Origin of the sequence: Micromonospora sp. WMMD737 (assembly GCF_049179055.1) — a bacterium.
Classification (GTDB): domain Bacteria; phylum Actinomycetota; class Actinomycetes; order Mycobacteriales; family Micromonosporaceae; genus Micromonospora; species Micromonospora reichwaldensis.
Genome location: NZ_JBMHMH010000001.1, coordinates 1,170,623 through 1,188,455, shown reverse-complemented (window position 1 = coordinate 1,188,455; position 17,833 = coordinate 1,170,623). Strand labels below are relative to the sequence as shown.

The following is a 17,833-nucleotide window of genomic DNA, read 5'->3' as shown; positions in this document are numbered from 1 at the left end:
GGCGGGCAGGCTCTCAGACCCCGGCCGCCGACTCCGCGGCCGGCTCGCCCGGCTGCGCGGGTACGACCGCCGTCGGCAGCCGCGGCATCGTGAACACGAAGCGGGTCCCCTCGCGGTACGCCTCGTCCAGGCTCAACGTGCCGCCGTGGAACTCGACGACCTTCTTGCACACCGCGAGCCCGATGCCGGTGCCCGGGTACGTGCCACGGGGGTGCAGGCGCTGGAAGATGACGAAGATCTTCTCGGCGTACCGGGGGTCGATGCCGATGCCGTTGTCCTCGACGGCGAAGGACCAGTCCTGCGGGGTGTCCGTCACCGTCACCCGGATCAGCGGCGCCCGGTCGGGGCTGCGGAACTTGACCGCGTTGCCCAGCAGGTTCTGCCAGAGCATGGTCAGCAGGGTCGGCTCGCCCCGCACGGTGGGCAGCGGGTCGCGGGTGATCGTCGCGCCGGACTCGTCCACCGCCCGGGACAGGTTCGACTCGGCCTGCGCGAACACCTCGGCCAGGTCGACCTCCCGCAGCTCGCCGTAGACCCGGCCGATCCGGGAGAACGTCAGCAGGTCGTTGATCAGCTCCTGCATCCGGCTCGCCCCGTCGACGGCGAAGCCGATGTACTGCCGGGCGCGGTCGTCGAGCTGGTCGGCGTAGCGGCGCTCCAGCATCTGGCAGAACGACGCCACCTTGCGCAGCGGCTCCTGCAGGTCGTGCGACGCCACGTACGCGAACTGCTCCAGGTCCTCGTTGGAGCGGCGCAGCTCGGCCGCCTGCTGTTCCAGGGCGTCCCGGTCGTGCTGGCTGCGCTCCCACGCCTCCACCACGGTGCGGCGCATCGTCTCCACGTCACTGGTCAGCCGGGCGATGTCGGCGGGGCCGTCGGGCCGCAGCCGGTGCCGGAAGTCGCCGCCGGCCACCTGCCGCACCGAGGCGCCCAGCCGGTCCAGCGGGCGCAGCACCCTCGTGCGCACCAGCACGGATCCGACGATCCCGCACAGCAGCAGGGCCGCCAGGATCGCCACGAAGGTCAGGTCCCGCAGCGCCCGGGCCCGGTCGAGGTCGTCCCGGCCGGCGTCCCGGATCCCGTCGAGGCGGGCGACCAGGCCGGTCAGCTCGGCGCGTACCGCCGCGAAGGTCTCCGCGTCCCCGGTCACCAGCGGCGCCAGCTCCTCCGGCGTCCCGCCGGCCTGCCGGGAGGCGACCAGGCGTTCGGCGTACTCGGTGCGCCAGCGGTCGGCCAGCCGCCGCGCCCGGTCGAGGTCGGCCAGCGCCTCCGGCTCGCCGGCGAGCAGCTCGTGCAGCCGGGACATGGTCGCGCGTTCGCTCTCGACGCCCCGCCGGTACGCGTCGAGGAAACGCGGGTCGGCGGTGACGACGTGGCCGCGTACGGCCGCCGCCTGGGCGAGCAGGCCGCTGTCGAGCTGGCCGACCGCCGTACGGGCCGGGGCGACCCGGTCGGCGAGGTGGTTGGAGACCGCGGCGGTGTGCCTCAGCGCGGCGGCGCCGGCGCCCCCGCCGAGCAGGACCAGGGCGGTCATCGTCAGCAACAGGACAGTGAGCCACCGCCGGGTCGTCATCGGCCGACGGGTCGCTGCCTCGGGAGTCGCCTCGCTGCCCACGGCCTGCACCCTAGTGCAGCCGGCCCGGCCGGGAGCGCCGTGGCGCGGTGCGGTTGCCGGCGGGTGGTACCAGTGACGTGTGTCCGTAACCGACCATGCCGCCACCCGCCGGGGCGCCCCGGACGTCCGGGGGCCGGAAGCAGCCGTTGCGCCGATGGCCGCGCCGGCTCCCGCGACCACAATGGCGACCGGGGGACGACCCCACCGTCCCCGAATCGGGGAGGTGAACGCGTGACCGGCTGGCAGGTCTCCGGCTACCGCCCGGTGCGGCAGCTCGGCGCCGGCGCGTCCGGCCGGGTGGACCTCGCCGTGCACGAGGCGACCGGCACCCCGGTGGCGATCAAGTACCTCACCGGCGGCATCGGCGACGACCCGGCGTTCCGTACCGCGTTCCGCGCCGAGGCCCGGCTGCTGGCCGGCATCGACGACCCGCACGTCTCCCGCCTCTACGAGTACGTCGAGTCGCCCGGCGGCGCGGCGATCGTCATGGAACTCGTCAACGGCGTGTCGCTGCGGCAGCTGCTGCGCGCACACGGAGCGACGACGCCGGAGTCGGCGCTCTGCGTCCTCAAGGGCTCCCTCGCTGGGCTCGGCGCGGCGCACGCGCGGGGCGTCGTGCACCGCGACTACAAGCCGGAGAACGTCCTGGTCACCGCCGAGGGCATCAGCAAACTGGCCGATTTCGGCATCGCCATGCCGGTGGGTGAGAGCTCCGGGGTCAGCGTCACCGGCACTCCCCGCTACATGGCCCCCGAGCAGTGGACGGGCGCCCCGGCGAGCCCGGCCTGCGACATCTACGCGGCCACCGCCACCTTCTACGAGTGCCTCACCGGCCGCCCGCCCTTCGACGGGCGGGACCTGCTCACCCTGCGCCAGCAGCACGCCCACGCGCCGATCCCCACCGATCCGGCCCCCGAGCCGGTGCACGAACTGCTGCGGCACGGCATGGCCAAGCAACCGGCCGAGCGGCCGCAACCCGCCCAGGTCTTCCTCGCCGTGCTGGAGCGGGTGGCGGCCGACGCGTACGGGCGGCGGTGGGAGGAGCGTGGCCTGCGCGAGCTGGCCCGGCGGGCGGCCCTGCTCGCCGCCCTCCTGCCGTTCCCGGACGGCACCGGCGGGGCCACCAGCCTGGCCAGCACCGCGTTCGGCGAGGCGACGGACCGGTGGACGTGGCTGCGGTCCGGCCGGGCCCGCGCGGCGCTGGTCGGCGGCGGGCTGGCGGCGGCGCTGCTGCTCGGCGGCGCCGGGTTCAGCTACGCCAGCCGCGACGAGCCGCTGCCCGCCGCCGGGACGCCCGCACCCGAGGCGCCGGCGGAGCCGACGGATGCGCCCTCCGCGTCGGTCCCCGCGCCGAGCCCGACGGCCGGGACGACGCCCAGCCCGACCCCTTCCGTCGTCGCACCGACGGCGACGACGGCCGCACCGGAGCCGGCCGGTACCGGCGAGCCGACGACGTCGGCCCCCGCCCCGACCGCGTCGGCCAGCGCCAGCGCCGCGCCGGCGGACACCGTCGCGCCCTCCGTCGGCCGGGTCGCGGCCAGCCCGGGCGAACTCGACCCCCGCGGCTGCCCGTACGGGCCGACGTCCAGCACGATCTCCGCGGTCGTCGCCGACGAGGGTACGGCCACCGGGGAGCTGAGGGTGAGCCTCCGGTACACGCTGGACGGGCGCACCACCGAGGTGCCCATGGCGGCGGGCGCGCGCGGGGTGTTCCGGGGCGTCCTGGGCGAGCTGCCCCAGCCCAAGACCAGCACCCGGATCCCGGTCCGGGTCGTCGCCGTGGACGAGGCCGGCAACGCCTCGCCCGAGGGCCCGCCGGTGTACGTGACGCTGCGCTCGTTCTGCACGCCGGGCTGACGCCCGACACTTCGATGCCGACCACGACGACGGAGGGCGGGCCGCCGTGACCCAGCCGAACGACCCGACCGAGGCGCTGCCAGCCCGCCGCCAGCCGGACGACGGCGCGGCGACCGCCCGCCTCGGCGTCCACCAGCCGCAGTCACGGACGGAGCCGACCGCTCACCTGCCGTCCCACGACGCGACGGTGTACCTGGCCGGCGGGGAGCCGACCGCGCGCCTTGCCACCGGCGAGGCGACCATGCGCCCGGCGGCGGAGGAAACGACGGCGTTCCTGCCTTCGCGCGACGCGACCGGGTACCTGGCGGGCACGGCACCGTCCCCGGCTTCGGGTGAGGCGACCGTGCACCTGGCGGCGGGGGAGCCCACGGCGTCCCTGGCCCACGGTGCGGCGACCGTGCGTCCGGACCCCGGCGAGGCGACGATGCCGCAGCGCGCACTGGGCGGGGGCCCCGTGCCGTGGCCGGCGGCGCGGCACGCGCCGGAGGAGTGGACCGCCCGGGCGGCGGCCACGGAGGTCGGGCACGTGGCCGGCACCGGGCGTACCACCGGGACCGGCCCGGGAACGCCGTTCGGCGGGCCCACCGGGGCCGTGCCCGGCGGGGAGGTGCGGTTCGGGCCGGGCGTGCCGACGACCCCGCCACCGGCACCCGCGTGGCCGGCGCCGGCGCGACGGCGGTCGCCGTGGCGGACGGTGGCCTCGGTGCTGTCGACCCTGCTGACCGTCGCGCTGCTCGCCGCCGTCGGCCTCTACCTCTGGCAGCGGATCAGCCCGCTCGAGGTGACCGGGGTGACGGTGACGGTTCCGCAGCCGGCCGGCGACCGGTGCGACGTCACCGTCGACGTGGTCGCCACCGTGTCGACGAACGGCCGGGCGGGGGTGATCCGCTACCAGTGGCTGCGCACCGGCAGCGCGCCCGGCAGCCTGCTCACCGAGCGGGTCGGGTACGGCCAGCGCACCGTCGAGTTGACGCTGCGCTGGGCCTTCAGCGGCGTGGGCAGCACTTCCGAGACGGCCACGGTCAACATCACCTCACCGGCTCCGGTGCAGGCCCAGACCCCGGTGTCCTACGGCTGCCGGCGCCGCTGACCGGGCGTTTCCCCGGTCGCCGCCGGGGGTAGGTCGGGCCGGACGAACCCGGATGCCGTGTGGAGGAATTCCGATGAGAGACAACTTCGGCGACGCGGTGGGGGACGCCCTCCGGTCGGTGATGCTGTTCCTGCCCAAGGCCGTCGCCTTCGTGGCGATCCTGGTGGCCGGCTGGCTGATCGCCAAGGCCGTGCTGAAGATCGTGGACAAGGTGCTGGAGCGGGTGGGCTTCGACCGTGCGGTGGAACGCGGTGGCGTCCGCCGGGCCCTGGCCCGCTCCCGGTACGACGCCAGTGACATCGTCGCCAAGCTGGCCTACTACGGGCTGCTGCTGGTGACCCTCCAGCTGGCCTTCGGCATCTGGGGGCCGAACCCCATCTCCGACCTGATCGCGGGTGTGATCGCCTGGCTGCCCCGGGCCTTCGTCGCGATCGTCATCGTCGTGGTGGCCGCCGCCATCGCCAACGCGGTGAAGGACATCATCAGCGGCGCCCTCGGCGGGCTGTCGTACGGCCGGCTCCTGGCCAGCATCGCCTCCGTGTTCATCCTCGGCCTGGGCGTCATCGCCGCCCTCAACCAGATCGGCGTGGCCACCGCGGTCACCACTCCGGTGCTGATCGCGGTGCTGGCTACCGTCGGCGGCATCCTCGTCGTCGGGGTGGGCGGCGGGCTGGTCCGTCCCATGCAGAGCCGCTGGGAGTCGTGGCTGAGCCGGGCCGAGCAGGAGTCGCGGCTGATCGCCACGCACGCGCGCGCCTACCAGGCCGGCCGCCGCGACAGCGAGGCCCACCTCGCCGCGGCGGCCACGCACGGCGGCGACCCGGACGCCACGCAGGTCGTCTCCGGCCCGCGCGTCGACACCGACCCGGAGGCCACCCAGGTGGTCTCCGCCCCGCGCGTCGGGGCGGACCCGGACGCCACGCAGGTGGTCTCCGGTCCCCGCGCCGACACCGACCCGACCGTGCCCGTGCCGCGGCAGGGCGAGCCGGACGCCACCCGGGTCACCTCGGGCGGCGCCACCGTCCCGGCCGGCGGGGACAGCGAGGCCACCATGGTGATCCCGCCGCTGGATGGCGAGCAACGCCGCCGCTGACCGCGCACTGCCGCCGGGGCGGGATCCACATCGGATCCCGCCCCGGCGTGTGTCCGCTCAGTGTGACGGCCGGGCCGGTGCGTGCGCCATGGTTACCTGGTCCATCCGCCGTCGGCCGTCCTGCGGGTCCTCGCCCGACGGGCGACAACGCCTTCGGCCGGGTTTCCGACAGCACAACGGCCTCTTACGGTGGTACGTTGCGGGCCGCCGCAGCCGTGGTTGCCGGCGCGTGGATCTCGCGTGAGGCTCGGAGCCCGCTATGCCGCTGTCAGACCGTCGGCTTGGCCGAATGGCCGGTTGGGCTCAGATTCTGAGCCTTCCGCTGGCGATCATCTCTCTCGGATGGGCGATATTCACGACGACGAGTCCGGACAGCGGTCGGACCGACTCGGCGGTGGGTGCGGTAGCTCGGTCCACCACGAGCCCCACGGTCGCTGCGGTGCCGTCTCCCACGCTGCCGGCCCGGCCCACCGGCCGCGACGACGACTCCGGCGCCGGTCCGATCGTCCGGATGCAGACGTACGGGGCCGACTGGTCGTGGTGGGCTCTCGTGCTCTGGTGGTGTGCTGCCGCAGCCCTCATGACAGGAGTGGGCGGTTGGGCGGTACGCCTCACCGAGGATTTCCGACCGGGGTTGCTGATGGTGATCGCGTGCCAGGCAGCCTACGTCTTCGTCTTCTGGCGTTCGCTCGGGTCGGTTGGCATTGCTGTCGCGGTGATGGCGTCAGGGCTGTGCCTCGGGCTCGTCGGCACTGACGGCCCTGCTCGCCCTGCCGGGAAATGAACTGGGGACGGCGTTCCGCTCCGGATCGTGCCGCGTACGCCGCCCCGTTGCGGAGCGTGGTGTCACTCGCTGAGCATCGATTCCGCGCCTGCCCCGTCCGGTGTCGAGGATTCGACTACCATCGCGGGCATGACGTGGCGATGTTGATGCACTGCTAGGGGCCACTGCCGTGGGCCGCCGCGGTCGCCGTACGTCCGGCGTCCGCTTCGTCCTCACGGGAAGGTCCCATGACTGTCCACCCTCCGCGCGCGTCCGCCGCGCGCGTCCGCCGGCTGGCGACCACCCTCTACGGGTACGCGTTCCTCAGCGAACTCGTCCTGCTCTATCCGCTGTACGCGCTGCTGTTCAGCGACACCGGCCTGTCGGTGTGGCAGATCTCGTCGCTGTTCGTGATCTGGTCGGCCGCCAGCATCCTGCTGGAGGTGCCCTCCGGCGCGTTCGCCGACGCGGTCTCCCGGCGGCTGCTGCTCAGCCTCGCCCCGGTGGTCACCGCCGCCGGCTTCGCCCTCTGGGTGCTCGTGCCCTCGTACCCGGCCTTCGCCGTCGGGTTCGTGCTCTGGGGTGCCGGCGGGGCGCTCGCCTCGGGCGCGCTGGAGGCGCTGGTCTTCAGCGAACTCGACCACCTGGGCGCCGCCGGCCGCTACGCCCGCGTCATCGGCCGGGCGAAGACGGCCGGCACGATCGGCGTGCTCGCCGCGATCCTGCTGGCCGGTCCCGTGTTCGCCGTGGGCGGCTACCCGGCCGTCGGTGTGGCGAGCGTGCTCGCCTGCCTGCTCGCCGCCGCCGTCGCCACCCGCTTCCCCGAACACCGCCGACCCGAGACCGCCGGGGCCGATGCCGCGCCCGTCCGGGCCGACGCTGCGCCCGTCCGGGCCGACGCTGCGCCCGTCCGGGCCGACGCTGCGCCCGTCCGGGCCGATGCCGCGTCCGCCAGGGCCGACGCCGCGCCCGCCCTCGTCGTGCGCGACGGGGGACCGGACGGGCCCGGGCGCGACGGGGGACCGGAGCGGACCGGGCGCGACGGCGGGGCGGACGACGACGAGGACCTCGGCTGGTGGACGAGCCTGCGGGCGGGGCTCGCCGAGGTCCGCGCCGACCGGACCGTGCGCACGGCGGTGCTGCTGGTCGCGGTCGTCGCGGCCGTCTGGGGCGCCCTCGACGAGTACACCCCGCTGCTGGCCCGGGACACCGGCGTCGGCGAGGCGAGGGTGCCGCTGCTGCTCCTGATCACCTGGCTCGGGGTGGCCGTGGGCGGCCTGCTGGCGCCGGCGGGGGAGCGGCTGACCGCCCGGGGGTACGCCGGTCTGCTGGCGCTGTCGGCCCTGGCCCTGGTCGCGGGGGCGCTGTCCGCCCGGCCGGCCGGCTTCGCGCTGGTCGCGGCGGCGTTCTGCGGCTTCCAGCTCGCCACCGTGCTCGCCGACGCCCGGTTGCAGGCCCGGATCACCGGGGGCAGCCGCGCCACCGTCACCTCGCTGGCCGGGATGGCCACCGACGTGACGGTCATCGCGGTCTACGGCGGCTACGGCCTGCTCGCCACCGGGGCCGGCAATCCGGTCGCGTTCGCGGTGGCCGCGGTGCCGTACCTGATCGTGGCGCTGCTGCTGGTGACCCGCGTGGGCCGCTCGGGCCGCAGGCCGGCGCCAACGACCGCCGGGCACGCCGGCTGACCACGGCCCGGCGGCGGTCGCACGGACCGCCGCCGGGCCGCCGCCCGTCAGCCGGAACGACCACCGCGGTGTCCGTCGAGGTCCCGGGGCCCGCGCCCGCGCCGGCTCGTCGGCGGCGATCCCCCCTCGCCGGTACGCCGTCAGCCCGGCGGGTCGCGCTCAGGCGCCGGCAGTCTCGCCGGTCTGCTCCCAGATCGAGCTCATCTCGTCGAAGGCCTGCTCCATGAGCTGCACCATGGCCCGCCGGGCGCGCTCGCCGTCGCGCCGCTGGATCGCCTGGGCCACCTCGGCGTGCAGTTGCAGGGCCTGCTCGTGCGGGTGGTGCGGCATCAGGTGGTGCTGGTGCCGGCCGGTGAGCACCTCCGCGATCAGGTCCTGCAACCGGACGAACATCTCGTTGCCGGAGGCGACCAGGATCCGGCGGTGGAATTCTATGTCGAGCTGGAGGAAGCGCTCCTCGTCGCCGGCCTTGCCGGCGGCCCACATCTTCGCCGCGAGCCCGACCAGGTCGCTCGCCTCGTCGTGGCCGACCCGGTTGGCGGCCAGCCAGGCGGCGTGCGGCTCGATGGCGGTCCGCAGCTCGGTGATCGAACGAAGCTGGACGATGCGGCCGGCCGAGGCGAGCCGCCAGCGGATCACCTGCGGATCGAAGACGTTCCAGTCCTCCGACGGGCGGATCATGACCCCGACGCGGCGGCGGGTCTCGATGAACCCGATCGAGGCGAGCACCCGCAGCACCTCGCGGACGACCGAGCGGGACACGGCGTAGCGGTCGACCAGGTCGTCGATGTTGAGCACCGAGCCGGGAGCCAGCTCGCCGTCACAGATGGCCGTGCCGAGGCGATCGAGGACGCGTGCGTGCAGGCCAGCCTCGACAGGGGCGAGCTGGGCGGCCACAGCCCCCGAGGAGGACGATTTCACGTCACGGAGCATATCAGTTGGGTCTACCCCTTGTATAAATCTGTTTTTTCGGCCTAGCATCCGGTTGTTAAGCGGATGTAAACCGCGAGGTGGCGGCCCACCCCGGTCAGGGCGGCGGCCACGGCCACGGCATAAGGAGAGATGGACGTGAGACGTCGATCAGTTATTGGGACTTCCCTGGCGATGGTCGTCGCCCTCGGCCTGTCCGCCTGCGGTGGCGGCGGGGACGACGCCGGCGGCTCGAACACCGTTCGCGTGACGCTGGTGAACCACGTCTGGACGGAGAACATCAAGAAGGCCCTGCCGGAGTTCGAGAAGCAGTCGGGCCTGAAGGTGGAGGTCACCCAGCTCGGTGAGGACCAGCTCTCCGACCAGTACAACGTCAAGCTCAACGCCGGGTCCACCGACCTGGACGTGATGATGTACCGGCCTCTGCAGGAGGGGAAGCTGTTCGCCAAGAACAAGTACCTCGCCGACCTGACGGACAAGAGCAAGTCGGACAGCGCGTTCGAGATCGCCGATTTCCAGTCCGGACCGGTGCAGGCAACCACGTACGAGGACAAGGTGGTCGGCGTGCCGATCATCACCGAGCAGGAGGTCCTCTACTACCGCAAGGACCTGCTGGAGAAGTCCGGCTTCACCGCCCCGCCGAAGACCCTCGACGAGCTCAAGGCGCAGGCGGCGAAGGTCGAGGCGGACAACCCGGGCGTGGCGGGCTTCGTGTCCCGCACCGGCAAGGCCGCCGCCGTCACCCAGTTCTCCAGCTTCCTCTACAGCTTCGGCGGCGACTTCGTCGACGCCAGCGGCAAGGCCTCGATCAACACCGAGCAGGCCAAGCAGGCGTACGCCTACTACGGCGGACTGCTGCGTGAGCACGGCCCGGAGAACATCAGCACCGACATGAGCTGGTCCGAGGCCATGGCGATCTTCACCCAGGGCAAGGCGGCCTTCTACACCGAGGCCAACTCGCTCTACAAGAACGCCACCGACCCGACCAAGTCGAAGGTCTCCGAGACCGTCGGGTTCGCGGCCTTCCCGGCCGGCCCGGCCGGCTCGAAGCCGTACAACATCCCGTCCTGGGCGCTCGGCGTCAACGAGGCCTCGAAGAACCAGGACAACGCCTGGAAGTTCATCCAGTGGGCGGCCGGCAAGGAGCAGGCGCTGGCGCAGCAGAAGGCCGGCGTCCCCAGCGCCCGTACCTCCGTCTGGGAGAACCCGGAGGGCGCGGCGACCTACCCGAAGGACCTCGCCGAGGCCACCACGGTCAGCACCGCCAACGGCGTGGGCCACGACCGGCCGCTGGTCGAGAAGGTCGCCCAGGCGCGGGAGATCGTCGGCCAGCCGATCGTCGACGCGATCACCGGCAAGGACGCGGCCGCCTCGGCGGACGCGGCCAACGAGGCGTTCCAGAAGTTCCTCGACGACGAGGCGAAGTAGCCCGAAGCGCAGGTGGCGGAGCCGGACCGGCTCCGCCACCCCGCGTCGGGCCGCTGCCCTGACCCACCCGGAGACCCCATGTCAGCCGTCACCACACCACTCAAAAGATCGCCCGAGGCGCGTCCGGCGTCCCCGGAGACCTCGGCCTGGTCGCGCTGGGCCAACGCGCACCGCAAGTGGCTCTTCGCGGCACCCGCCATGTTGTTCGTCGCCGTGCTGATCATCTTTCCGGTGGCGTGGACCGGGTACCTCAGCCTGACCGACGCCGAGGGCTCGGTCCGTGCCGAGAGCGAGTTCATCGGCTTCCAGAACTACCTCGACGTGCTCGGCGACACCGACCGGTTCTGGCCGGCCGTGTGGCGCACCGCCCTCTTCACCGGCGTCGTGCTCTTCTTCGAGGTCGTCCTCGGCATGGCGATCGCCCTGCTGCTGTGGCGGCCGTTCCGCGGTGAGAAGTGGGTCCGGGTCGCGATCCTGCTGCCGCTGGTGGCGACCCCGGTCGCGGTCGGCATGATGTGGCGGCTGATCTTCGACCCCAACATCGGCATGGCCAACCAGGTGCTCGGCTGGGTCGGGATCGACCCCCAGCCCTGGCTCTCCGGGCAGAACTCGGCCCTGCCGACGACGATGTTCATCGACATCTGGCAGTGGACCCCGATGGTCGTGCTGATCCTGCTCGCCGGCCTGACGTCGCTGTCCGACGAGCCGCAGGAGGCGGCGCTGATCGACGGCGCCAGCACCTGGCAGCGGTTCCGGCACGTCACCCTGCCGCTGCTGATGCCCACCGTGATCGTCGCGATCCTGCTGCGCGGCATCGACGCCCTGAAGACCTTCGACATCCTCTACGCCACCAAGGGGCGCGGCGGCGGGTCGTTCCACGAGGTGGAGACCCTGAACGTGTACGCCTACGGGCTCAGCTTCGACTACAACGACTACGGCGTCTCATCGACCGTCCTCATCATCTTCTTCCTGATCATCATCGGGGTGATGTGGGCCCTGACCTACCGCAAGAAGGGGCTGGACCGATGAAGCTGCGCAGGCCGTACAAGATCTTCCGCACGGTGGCCCTCGTCCTCGTCGTGCTGTCGCTGATCGCGCCGCTGGTGTGGATGGTCGCCGCGTCGTTGAAGACGAACGTCGACATCTACGACACCGACAAGGCGTTCGTCTTCTCCCCGACGCTGGACAACTACTCCAACGTGCTCCAGCAGGCGAACTACATCCAGTTCATCGGCAACAGCCTCTGGGTGGCGCTCGCCGCCACCGTGCTGTCGCTGCTGCTCGGCGTGCCCGCCGCGTACTCGATGAGCCGCTTCAACATGAAGAAGTCCGCGCTCGTCGTGCTCATGGCGCGGGTCATCCCCGGCGTCTCGCTGCTGGTGCCCTGGTACTACGTCTTCTCGAACCTGCAGATGGTCGGCGGGTTCACCGTGCTGATCCTCAGCCACATGTTCGTGTCGCTGCCGCTGATCGTCTACATCATGATGGGCTACTTCGACGGCCTGCCGGCCGAGCTCGAGGAGGCGGCGCTCGTCGACGGGCTGACCCACATCGGCGCGTTCCGGCGGATCACCCTGCCGCTGTCGGTGCCCGGCATCGCCACCGCCGGCATCCTGTCGTTCATCTTCTCCTGGAACAACTTCATGTTCGCCCTCGTGCTCTCCGGGGCCGACACCAAGACGCTCCCGGTGGCGATCTTCGACTTCGTCGGCTACGCCAGCATCGACTGGGGCGGCCTGATGGCGGCGGCCACGGTGGTCACCCTGCCGATCATGCTGATCGCCCTGTTCGTGCAGAAGTACGTCGTCTCCGGCCTCACCGCCGGCGCCACGAAGGGCTGAGGACACCATGACCACGATCGAACGGGTGGAGACCTTCCTCGTCGCGCCGCGCTGGCTGTTCGTCCGGGTCGAGACGTCCTCCGGGATCGTCGGCTGGGGCGAGGCGACCTGCGAGGGCCGCTCCGAGACCGTCCGCACCGCCGTCGAGCAGCTCAGCGAGCTGCTGGTCGGCCGGGACGCGCTGCGCATCGAGGACCACTGGCAGGTCATGACCAAGGGCTCGTTCTACCGGGGCGGGCCGATCCTGGCCAGCGCCGTGGCCGGGCTCGACCAGGCGCTGTGGGACATCGCCGGCAAGCACTTCGGCGCGCCGGTCCACCAGCTGCTCGGCGGCCCGGTGCGGGACCGGATCCGGGTCTACGGCTGGGTCGGCGGCGACGAGCCGAGCGAGGTACGCGACCAGATCGCCGCCGCCGTCGCCACCGGCCTGACCGCGGTGAAGATGAACGCCTCCGGCCGGATGAGCACCGTGGCGTCCGTCGCCGAGATCGACGGCGTGGTGCAGCGGGTGGCCGCCGCCCGCGAGGTGCTCGGCGACGAGCGGGACGTGGCGGTCGACTTCCACGGCCGGTTCACCCTCGCCACCGCCCGCCGGGTCGCTCCGCTGCTGGAGCCGTACCGGCCGTTCTTCCTGGAGGAGCCGGTGGTGCCGGAGAACTCGCACCTCATCGGCGAGTTCGTCCGTTCCACCACCACGCCGGTGTCGACGGGGGAGCGGCTCTACCACCGGCAGGAGTTCCTGCCGGTGCTCCAGGCCGGCATCGCGGTCGCCCAGCCGGACCTCTCGCACGCCGGCGGCATCACCGAGGTACGCAAGATCGCCGCGCTGGCCGAGGTGTACGACGTGCAGCTCGCCCCGCACTGCCCGCTCGGGCCGATCGCGCTCGCCGCCTGCCTACAGGTCGGCTTCGCCACGCCGAACTACCTGATCCAGGAACAGAGCATCGGCATCCACTACAACCTCGGCGCCGAGGTGCTCGACTACTGCCTCGACAAGACCCCGCTGACGTTCGTCGACGGGTACGTCGAGCGGCTCACGGCACCCGGCCTCGGCATCGAGATCGACGAGCACGCCGTACGGGCGGCGGACAAGCGCGGACACGCGTGGCGCAGCCCCACGTGGCGGCACCGCGACGGCTCCTACGCGGAATGGTGATCACATGACCGTCGACCTGACCGCCGAACTGACCGCGGCCCGCATCCTCGCGATCATCCGCGGCACCGACACCGCCGCCGCGATCGCCGCCGGCACCGCGCTGCTCCAGGAGGGCGTACGCGTCGTCGAGGTGGCCCTGACCACGCCGGACGCCCTCGGGGCCATCGAGGCGCTGCGCGCGGCGGCCCCCGCCGGGTCGCTGGTCGGGGCCGGCACGGTGCTCACCACCGCCGACGTCGCCGACGTGGCCGCCGCGGGCGCGCAGTTCGTGGTGACGCCGGCCGTGGTCGAGTCGATCGCCGAGGCGGCGCGCCGCGGCCTCCCGGTGGCCGCCGGGGCGCTCACCCCGACCGAGGCATACACGGCGGTGCGGATGGGGGCGTCGGTGGTCAAGCTCTTCCCGGCGTCGGTCGGCGGCCCGGCGTACCTCAGGGCGGTGCGCGACCCCTTCCCGGACATCCCGTTCGTCGCGGTCGGCGGCGTCGGCCGCGACGACGTGCCCGGCTACCTCCGGGCCGGCGCGATCGCGGTCGGCCTCGGCGGCCCCCTGGTCGGCGACGCCGCCTCCGGCGGCGACCTGGACGCCCTGCGGGCGCGGGCGCGCAGCTACCTCGCCGCCGTGCGGGAGTCGACGCCGTCATGACCGCACCCGACCTGCTCACCGTCGGCGAGGCCCTGGTGTCGCTGCGCTCGGCCGGGCCGCTCGCCGCCGGGGGGCCGCTGACCATGCACCTGGCCGGCGCCGAGTCCAACGTGGCCGTCGCGGTGGCCCGGCTGGGCCACCGGGCCGCCTGGGTCGGCCGGGTGGGCGCCGACGAGTTCGGCGAGTACGTGCTGCGCCAGCTGCGCGCCGAGGGCGTCGCCGTCGACGGCGTGACCCGCGACCCGGACCGGCCGACCGGCCTGATGTTCCTGGAGCGGCGCACCGCCGACCTGACCCGGGTGCAGTACCACCGGTCCGGATCGGCCGGCTCCGCCCTCGGCGTCGACGACCTGCGGGCGCCGCTGGCCGTCGGCGCGCGGATGCTGCACCTGAGCGGCATCACCCCGGCGCTGTCCGACACCGCCCGCGCGGCCACCCGGTGGGCGGCCGAGGCCGCCGTCGCCGCCGGCATCCCGGTCTGCCTCGACGTCAACCACCGCGAACGCCTCTGGTCGCGCGACACCGCCCGCGAGGTGCTCACCCCGCTGGCCGGGTACGCCTCGACCGTCGTCGCCTCCGCCGACGAGCTGGACCTCGTCGGCGACCCCGGGGCCGACGAGTCCACCGTCGTGGCGGACCTGCTGCGCCGCGGCGTGGACACGGTCCTGGTCAAGCTGGGCTCCGACGGCGCCCGCGCGCACACCCGCGAGGGGGTCCGGCGGGCCGAGGCGCTGACCGTGACCGCCGTCGACGCCGTAGGCGCCGGGGACGCGTTCACCGCCGGCTACCTGTCCGGCTGGTTCGACGGGCTCGACCTGGCCGGTCGGCTGCGCCGCGCGGCCACCCTCGGCGCCTTCGCGGTCTCCAGCCCCGGCGACTGGGAAGGGCTGCCGCGCCGCGCCGAACTGTCCCTCCTCGACGGCCACGAGGCCGGCGACGTCCTCCGCTGACCACCGAGCACCCCGAAGAAGAAAGGCACCCCGTGAAGATCGTCGCCGCTGACGTCATCGTCTCCAGCCCCGACCGCAACTTCGTCACCCTGAAGATCACCACGGAGGACGGCGTCACCGGCCTGGGCGACGGCACCCTCAACGGACGGGAACTCTCGGTCGCCTCGTACCTGCGCGACCACGTCGTCCCGCTGCTGATCGGCCGGGACGCGCACCGCATCGAGGACGCCTGGCAGTTCCTCTACCGTTCGGCGTACTGGCGGCGCGGGCCGGTCACCATGGCCGCCATCGCGGCGGTCGACGTGGCCCTGTGGGACATCAAGGCCAAGGCCGCCGGCATGCCGCTGTACCAGCTGCTGGGCGGGGCGTCGCGCACCGGGATCATGGCGTACGGGCACGCCTCCGGCCGGGACCTGCCCGAGCTGTTCGACTCGATCCGCCGGCACCTCGACGAGGGCTACCGCTCGATCCGGGTGCAGACCTCGGTGCCGGGCATCAACGCCGTGTACGGGGTCGCCGCCCAGCCCAGCGCCGACGGCAAGCGCTACGACTACGAGCCGGCGCAGCGCATCCCGCTGCCGGCCGAGGAGGACTGGGACACCCGCTCCTACCTGCGCCACCTGCCCGGCGTGTTCGAGGCGGTCCGCAACGAGTTCGGCCCGGAGCTGCCGCTGCTGCACGACGGCCACCACCGGATGACCCCGATCCAGGCCGCCAAGCTCGGCAAGGCCCTGGAGCCGTACGACCTGTTCTGGCTGGAGGACTGCACCCCGGCGGAGAACCAGGAGGCGCTGCGGCTGGTCCGCCAGCACACCACCACGCCGCTGGCGATCGGCGAGGTCTTCAACACCGTCTGGGACTACCAGACGCTCATCCGCGAGCAGCTCATCGACTACGTCCGCTCCGCCGTCACCCACACCGGCGGCATCACGGCCATGCGCAAGCTGCTCGACTTCGCCGCCCAGTACCAGATCAAGTCCGGCATCCACGGCCCGACCGACATCTCGCCCGTCGGCATGGCCGCCGCCCTGCACCTGGACCTGGCCATCCACAACTTCGGCATCCAGGAGTACATGCGCCACGGGGCGCTCACCAACGAGGTGTTCCGGCAGTCGTTCACCTTCGTCGACGGCTACCTGCACCCGGGGGAGCAGCCCGGGCTGGGCGTCGAGCTGGACGAGGAGGCCGCCGCGAAGTTCCCGTACGTGCCGGCGTACCTGCCGTTCAACCGGCTCCAGGACGGCACCGTCCATGACTGGTGAGGGCGCGTCCCCGACGCGGCACGTGGTCGTGATGGGGGTGTCCGGCGCCGGCAAGACGACGGTGGCCCGGGGCATCGCCGCCCGTACCGGACTGGTCTTCGCCGAGGCCGACGAGTTCCACACGCCGGCCAACGTGGCGAGGATGCGCGCCGGCGTGCCGCTGGACGACGCCGCCCGCCTGCCCTGGCTGCGCGAGCTGGCCGGCTGGATGGCCGCCCGCGCCGCCGAGGGCGTGTCGACGGTGCTGGCCTGCTCGGCGCTGCGGCGGTCCTACCGGGACACGCTGCGGCAGGGGCCGCCGAGCGTCGAGTTCGTCCACCTGGACGGCGCCGCCGAGGTGATCCGGGAGCGGATGGCCCGGCGTGCCGGGCACTTCATGCCGCCGAGCCTGCTGGAGTCGCAGCTGGCCACCCTGGAACAGCACCACCCGGACGAGTCGGTGCTGGTGCTCGACCTGTCGCTGACGCCTGACGAACTCGTCTCGGCGGCGCTCGACCGGCTCGGCCTGACGAGCGGCGTCGCCGCCAACGGCTGAGCGCCTCCCGGTCGCGGTGCCCAGGCGCCGCGACCCGGGCGTCAGTCGGGCAGCGTGTCGAGGTAGACCCAGCGGCCGTCCTCGCGGACGAACCGGCTGCGCTCGCTCTGCGTACCCGGCTGGCCGCCGGCGCGGTGGTGGGCCCGGAACTCGACGGTGCCGGTGGCGTCGAACAGCCCGCCCCGGTCGGTGTCGACGATCTCCAGGCCCGTCCAGCGCTGGCCGGGGTCGAGGTCGAGGGCACCCGGCCGGGTCGAGGAGTGCCAGCTGCGCAGCAGGTACGCGGTGTCGCCGACGGCGAAGGCGCTGTACCGCGAGCGCATCAGCGCCTCGGCGGTCGCCGCGTCCGCCTCGCCCCGGTGCAGTCGCCCGCAACATCCGGCGTACGGCTGGCCGACGCCGCAGGGGCAGGGCCGGTCACGGTCGTCGGCCGCCCGAAGGCGGGATCGCTTCGCCACCGGCCCATTCTGGCCGACGGCCCGGCGCGACCGGCGTCCGGACCCGCCGCCCGTCGTGGTGCCGGCTCAGCCGGCGCTCGTGCGGGGCGCCCGTCGGGTGCCGAAGGACTCCATGGTCGTCGCCTTGCGGGCCGGGGCCTTCGTGGCCGCGCCGGCGCGGGTCGCGGCGGCCTTCGTCGCCTTCGTCGCGGGCGCCTTCTTGGCGGGGGCGGCGGTGGCCGGTGCCTTGCGGGCACGGGCGGGGGCGGCGGTGGCCGAGGTGTCCTTCTTCCGGGCCACCCGGGCGGTCGTCGCCGTGGGCTTGCCGCCCGGGGACTTGGCCGCGGTCGCCCCGGTGGCCCGTTTCGTGGCCGTCGCCACCTTCTTCGCCGCCGTGGCCCGCTTCATCGGGGCCTTGCGCGCCCCGGTGGCCTTCCTGGCCCGTCCTGCGTCCGCCATCGTCGCTCCTCGGGAATCGGCCCTGGGCGCTGGGTCTTCCCCCGGCCCCGGCGGTCAAACGCCGCCGAGCCGGCGTGGCGGGGGAA

At 73.5% G+C, this 17,833-nt stretch carries 17 protein-coding genes; 13 read left to right on the top strand and 4 right to left on the bottom strand.

Annotated features, from left to right (window positions below; genetic code table 11):
- Positions 1-13: 13 nt before the first annotated feature.
- The gene (locus ACN27A_RS04610; protein WP_421450029.1) at positions 14-1,615 is read right to left on the bottom strand and encodes a sensor histidine kinase; all 1,602 of its coding nucleotides are present in this window, start codon (positions 1,613-1,615) and stop codon (positions 14-16) included.
- A gap of 231 nt (positions 1,616-1,846) precedes the next feature.
- Between ACN27A_RS04610 and ACN27A_RS04605 the strand changes: the two genes are divergently transcribed.
- From ACN27A_RS04605 to ACN27A_RS04585, 5 genes are all read left to right on the top strand, one after another.
- Positions 1,847-3,472 carry a protein kinase domain-containing protein gene (locus ACN27A_RS04605; RefSeq protein ID WP_421450028.1) on the top strand — a complete coding sequence of 542 codons (1,626 nt, stop codon included), beginning with the start codon at positions 1,847-1,849 and terminating at the stop codon, positions 3,470-3,472.
- 46 nt (positions 3,473-3,518) lie between these two features.
- The gene (locus tag ACN27A_RS04600; RefSeq protein WP_421450027.1) at positions 3,519-4,562 is read left to right on the top strand and encodes a hypothetical protein; all 1,044 of its coding nucleotides are present in this window, start codon (positions 3,519-3,521) and stop codon (positions 4,560-4,562) included.
- Positions 4,563-4,635: 73 nt separating this feature from the next.
- On the top strand, positions 4,636-5,655 hold the full coding sequence (locus ACN27A_RS04595) for a mechanosensitive ion channel family protein (RefSeq protein ID WP_421450026.1): 1,020 nt from the start codon (positions 4,636-4,638) through the stop codon (positions 5,653-5,655).
- Between the two features lie 439 nt (positions 5,656-6,094).
- Positions 6,095-6,439 carry a hypothetical protein gene (locus ACN27A_RS04590; protein WP_421450025.1) on the top strand — a complete coding sequence of 115 codons (345 nt, stop codon included), beginning with the start codon at positions 6,095-6,097 and terminating at the stop codon, positions 6,437-6,439.
- A gap of 227 nt (positions 6,440-6,666) precedes the next feature.
- Positions 6,667-8,106: an MFS transporter gene (locus ACN27A_RS04585; RefSeq protein ID WP_421450024.1), complete on the top strand. Its 1,440-nt coding sequence runs from the start codon at positions 6,667-6,669 to the stop codon at positions 8,104-8,106.
- Between the two features lie 159 nt (positions 8,107-8,265).
- On the opposite strand, the gene ACN27A_RS04580 is transcribed toward ACN27A_RS04585, so the two are convergent.
- On the bottom strand, positions 8,266-9,027 hold the full coding sequence (locus ACN27A_RS04580) for a FadR/GntR family transcriptional regulator (RefSeq protein ID WP_421450023.1): 762 nt from the start codon (positions 9,025-9,027) through the stop codon (positions 8,266-8,268).
- Between the two features lie 141 nt (positions 9,028-9,168).
- On the opposite strand from ACN27A_RS04580, the gene ACN27A_RS04575 reads away from it, so the two are divergent.
- The 8 genes from ACN27A_RS04575 to ACN27A_RS04540 all read left to right on the top strand — a co-directional run bounded on the left by ACN27A_RS04575 (position 9,169) and on the right by ACN27A_RS04540 (position 16,851).
- Entirely contained in the window at positions 9,169-10,464 is a 1,296-nt protein-coding gene (locus tag ACN27A_RS04575; protein ID WP_421450022.1) for an ABC transporter substrate-binding protein, read from the top strand.
- Positions 10,465-10,542: 78 nt separating this feature from the next.
- Entirely contained in the window at positions 10,543-11,493 is a 951-nt protein-coding gene (locus tag ACN27A_RS04570) for a carbohydrate ABC transporter permease (protein WP_421450021.1), read from the top strand.
- Positions 11,490-12,305, top strand: a complete 816-nt coding sequence (locus ACN27A_RS04565; protein ID WP_421450020.1) for a carbohydrate ABC transporter permease — start codon at positions 11,490-11,492, stop codon at positions 12,303-12,305. Before ACN27A_RS04570 ends, ACN27A_RS04565 begins: the two co-directional genes overlap by 4 nt.
- 7 nt (positions 12,306-12,312) lie before the next feature.
- Positions 12,313-13,461, top strand: coding sequence for a galactonate dehydratase (gene dgoD / locus ACN27A_RS04560; protein ID WP_421450018.1), 1,149 nt, complete (start codon positions 12,313-12,315; stop codon positions 13,459-13,461).
- A 4-nt stretch (positions 13,462-13,465) separates the two neighbouring features.
- Positions 13,466-14,104 carry a bifunctional 4-hydroxy-2-oxoglutarate aldolase/2-dehydro-3-deoxy-phosphogluconate aldolase gene (locus ACN27A_RS04555; RefSeq protein WP_421450017.1) on the top strand — a complete coding sequence of 213 codons (639 nt, stop codon included), beginning with the start codon at positions 13,466-13,468 and terminating at the stop codon, positions 14,102-14,104.
- Positions 14,101-15,054 (top strand): sugar kinase, encoded by a 954-nt coding sequence (locus ACN27A_RS04550; protein ID WP_421450016.1) that lies wholly within the window; start codon positions 14,101-14,103, stop codon positions 15,052-15,054. Before ACN27A_RS04555 ends, ACN27A_RS04550 begins: the two co-directional genes overlap by 4 nt.
- Entirely contained in the window at positions 15,051-16,316 is a 1,266-nt protein-coding gene (gene manD / locus ACN27A_RS04545; protein WP_327031223.1) for a D-mannonate dehydratase ManD, read from the top strand. The genes ACN27A_RS04550 and manD overlap by 4 nt, the downstream gene beginning before the upstream one ends.
- Positions 16,306-16,851: a gluconokinase gene (locus ACN27A_RS04540; RefSeq protein WP_421450015.1), complete on the top strand. Its 546-nt coding sequence runs from the start codon at positions 16,306-16,308 to the stop codon at positions 16,849-16,851. The genes manD and ACN27A_RS04540 overlap by 11 nt, the downstream gene beginning before the upstream one ends.
- 41 nt (positions 16,852-16,892) lie before the next feature.
- On the opposite strand, the gene ACN27A_RS04535 is transcribed toward ACN27A_RS04540, so the two are convergent.
- Both ACN27A_RS04535 and ACN27A_RS04530 read right to left on the bottom strand, forming a co-directional pair.
- Positions 16,893-17,309, bottom strand: coding sequence for a YchJ family protein (locus ACN27A_RS04535; protein ID WP_421450013.1), 417 nt, complete (start codon positions 17,307-17,309; stop codon positions 16,893-16,895).
- Positions 17,310-17,375: 66 nt separating this feature from the next.
- Positions 17,376-17,747: a hypothetical protein gene (locus ACN27A_RS04530; protein ID WP_421450011.1), complete on the bottom strand. Its 372-nt coding sequence runs from the start codon at positions 17,745-17,747 to the stop codon at positions 17,376-17,378.
- Positions 17,748-17,833 lie beyond the last annotated feature (86 nt).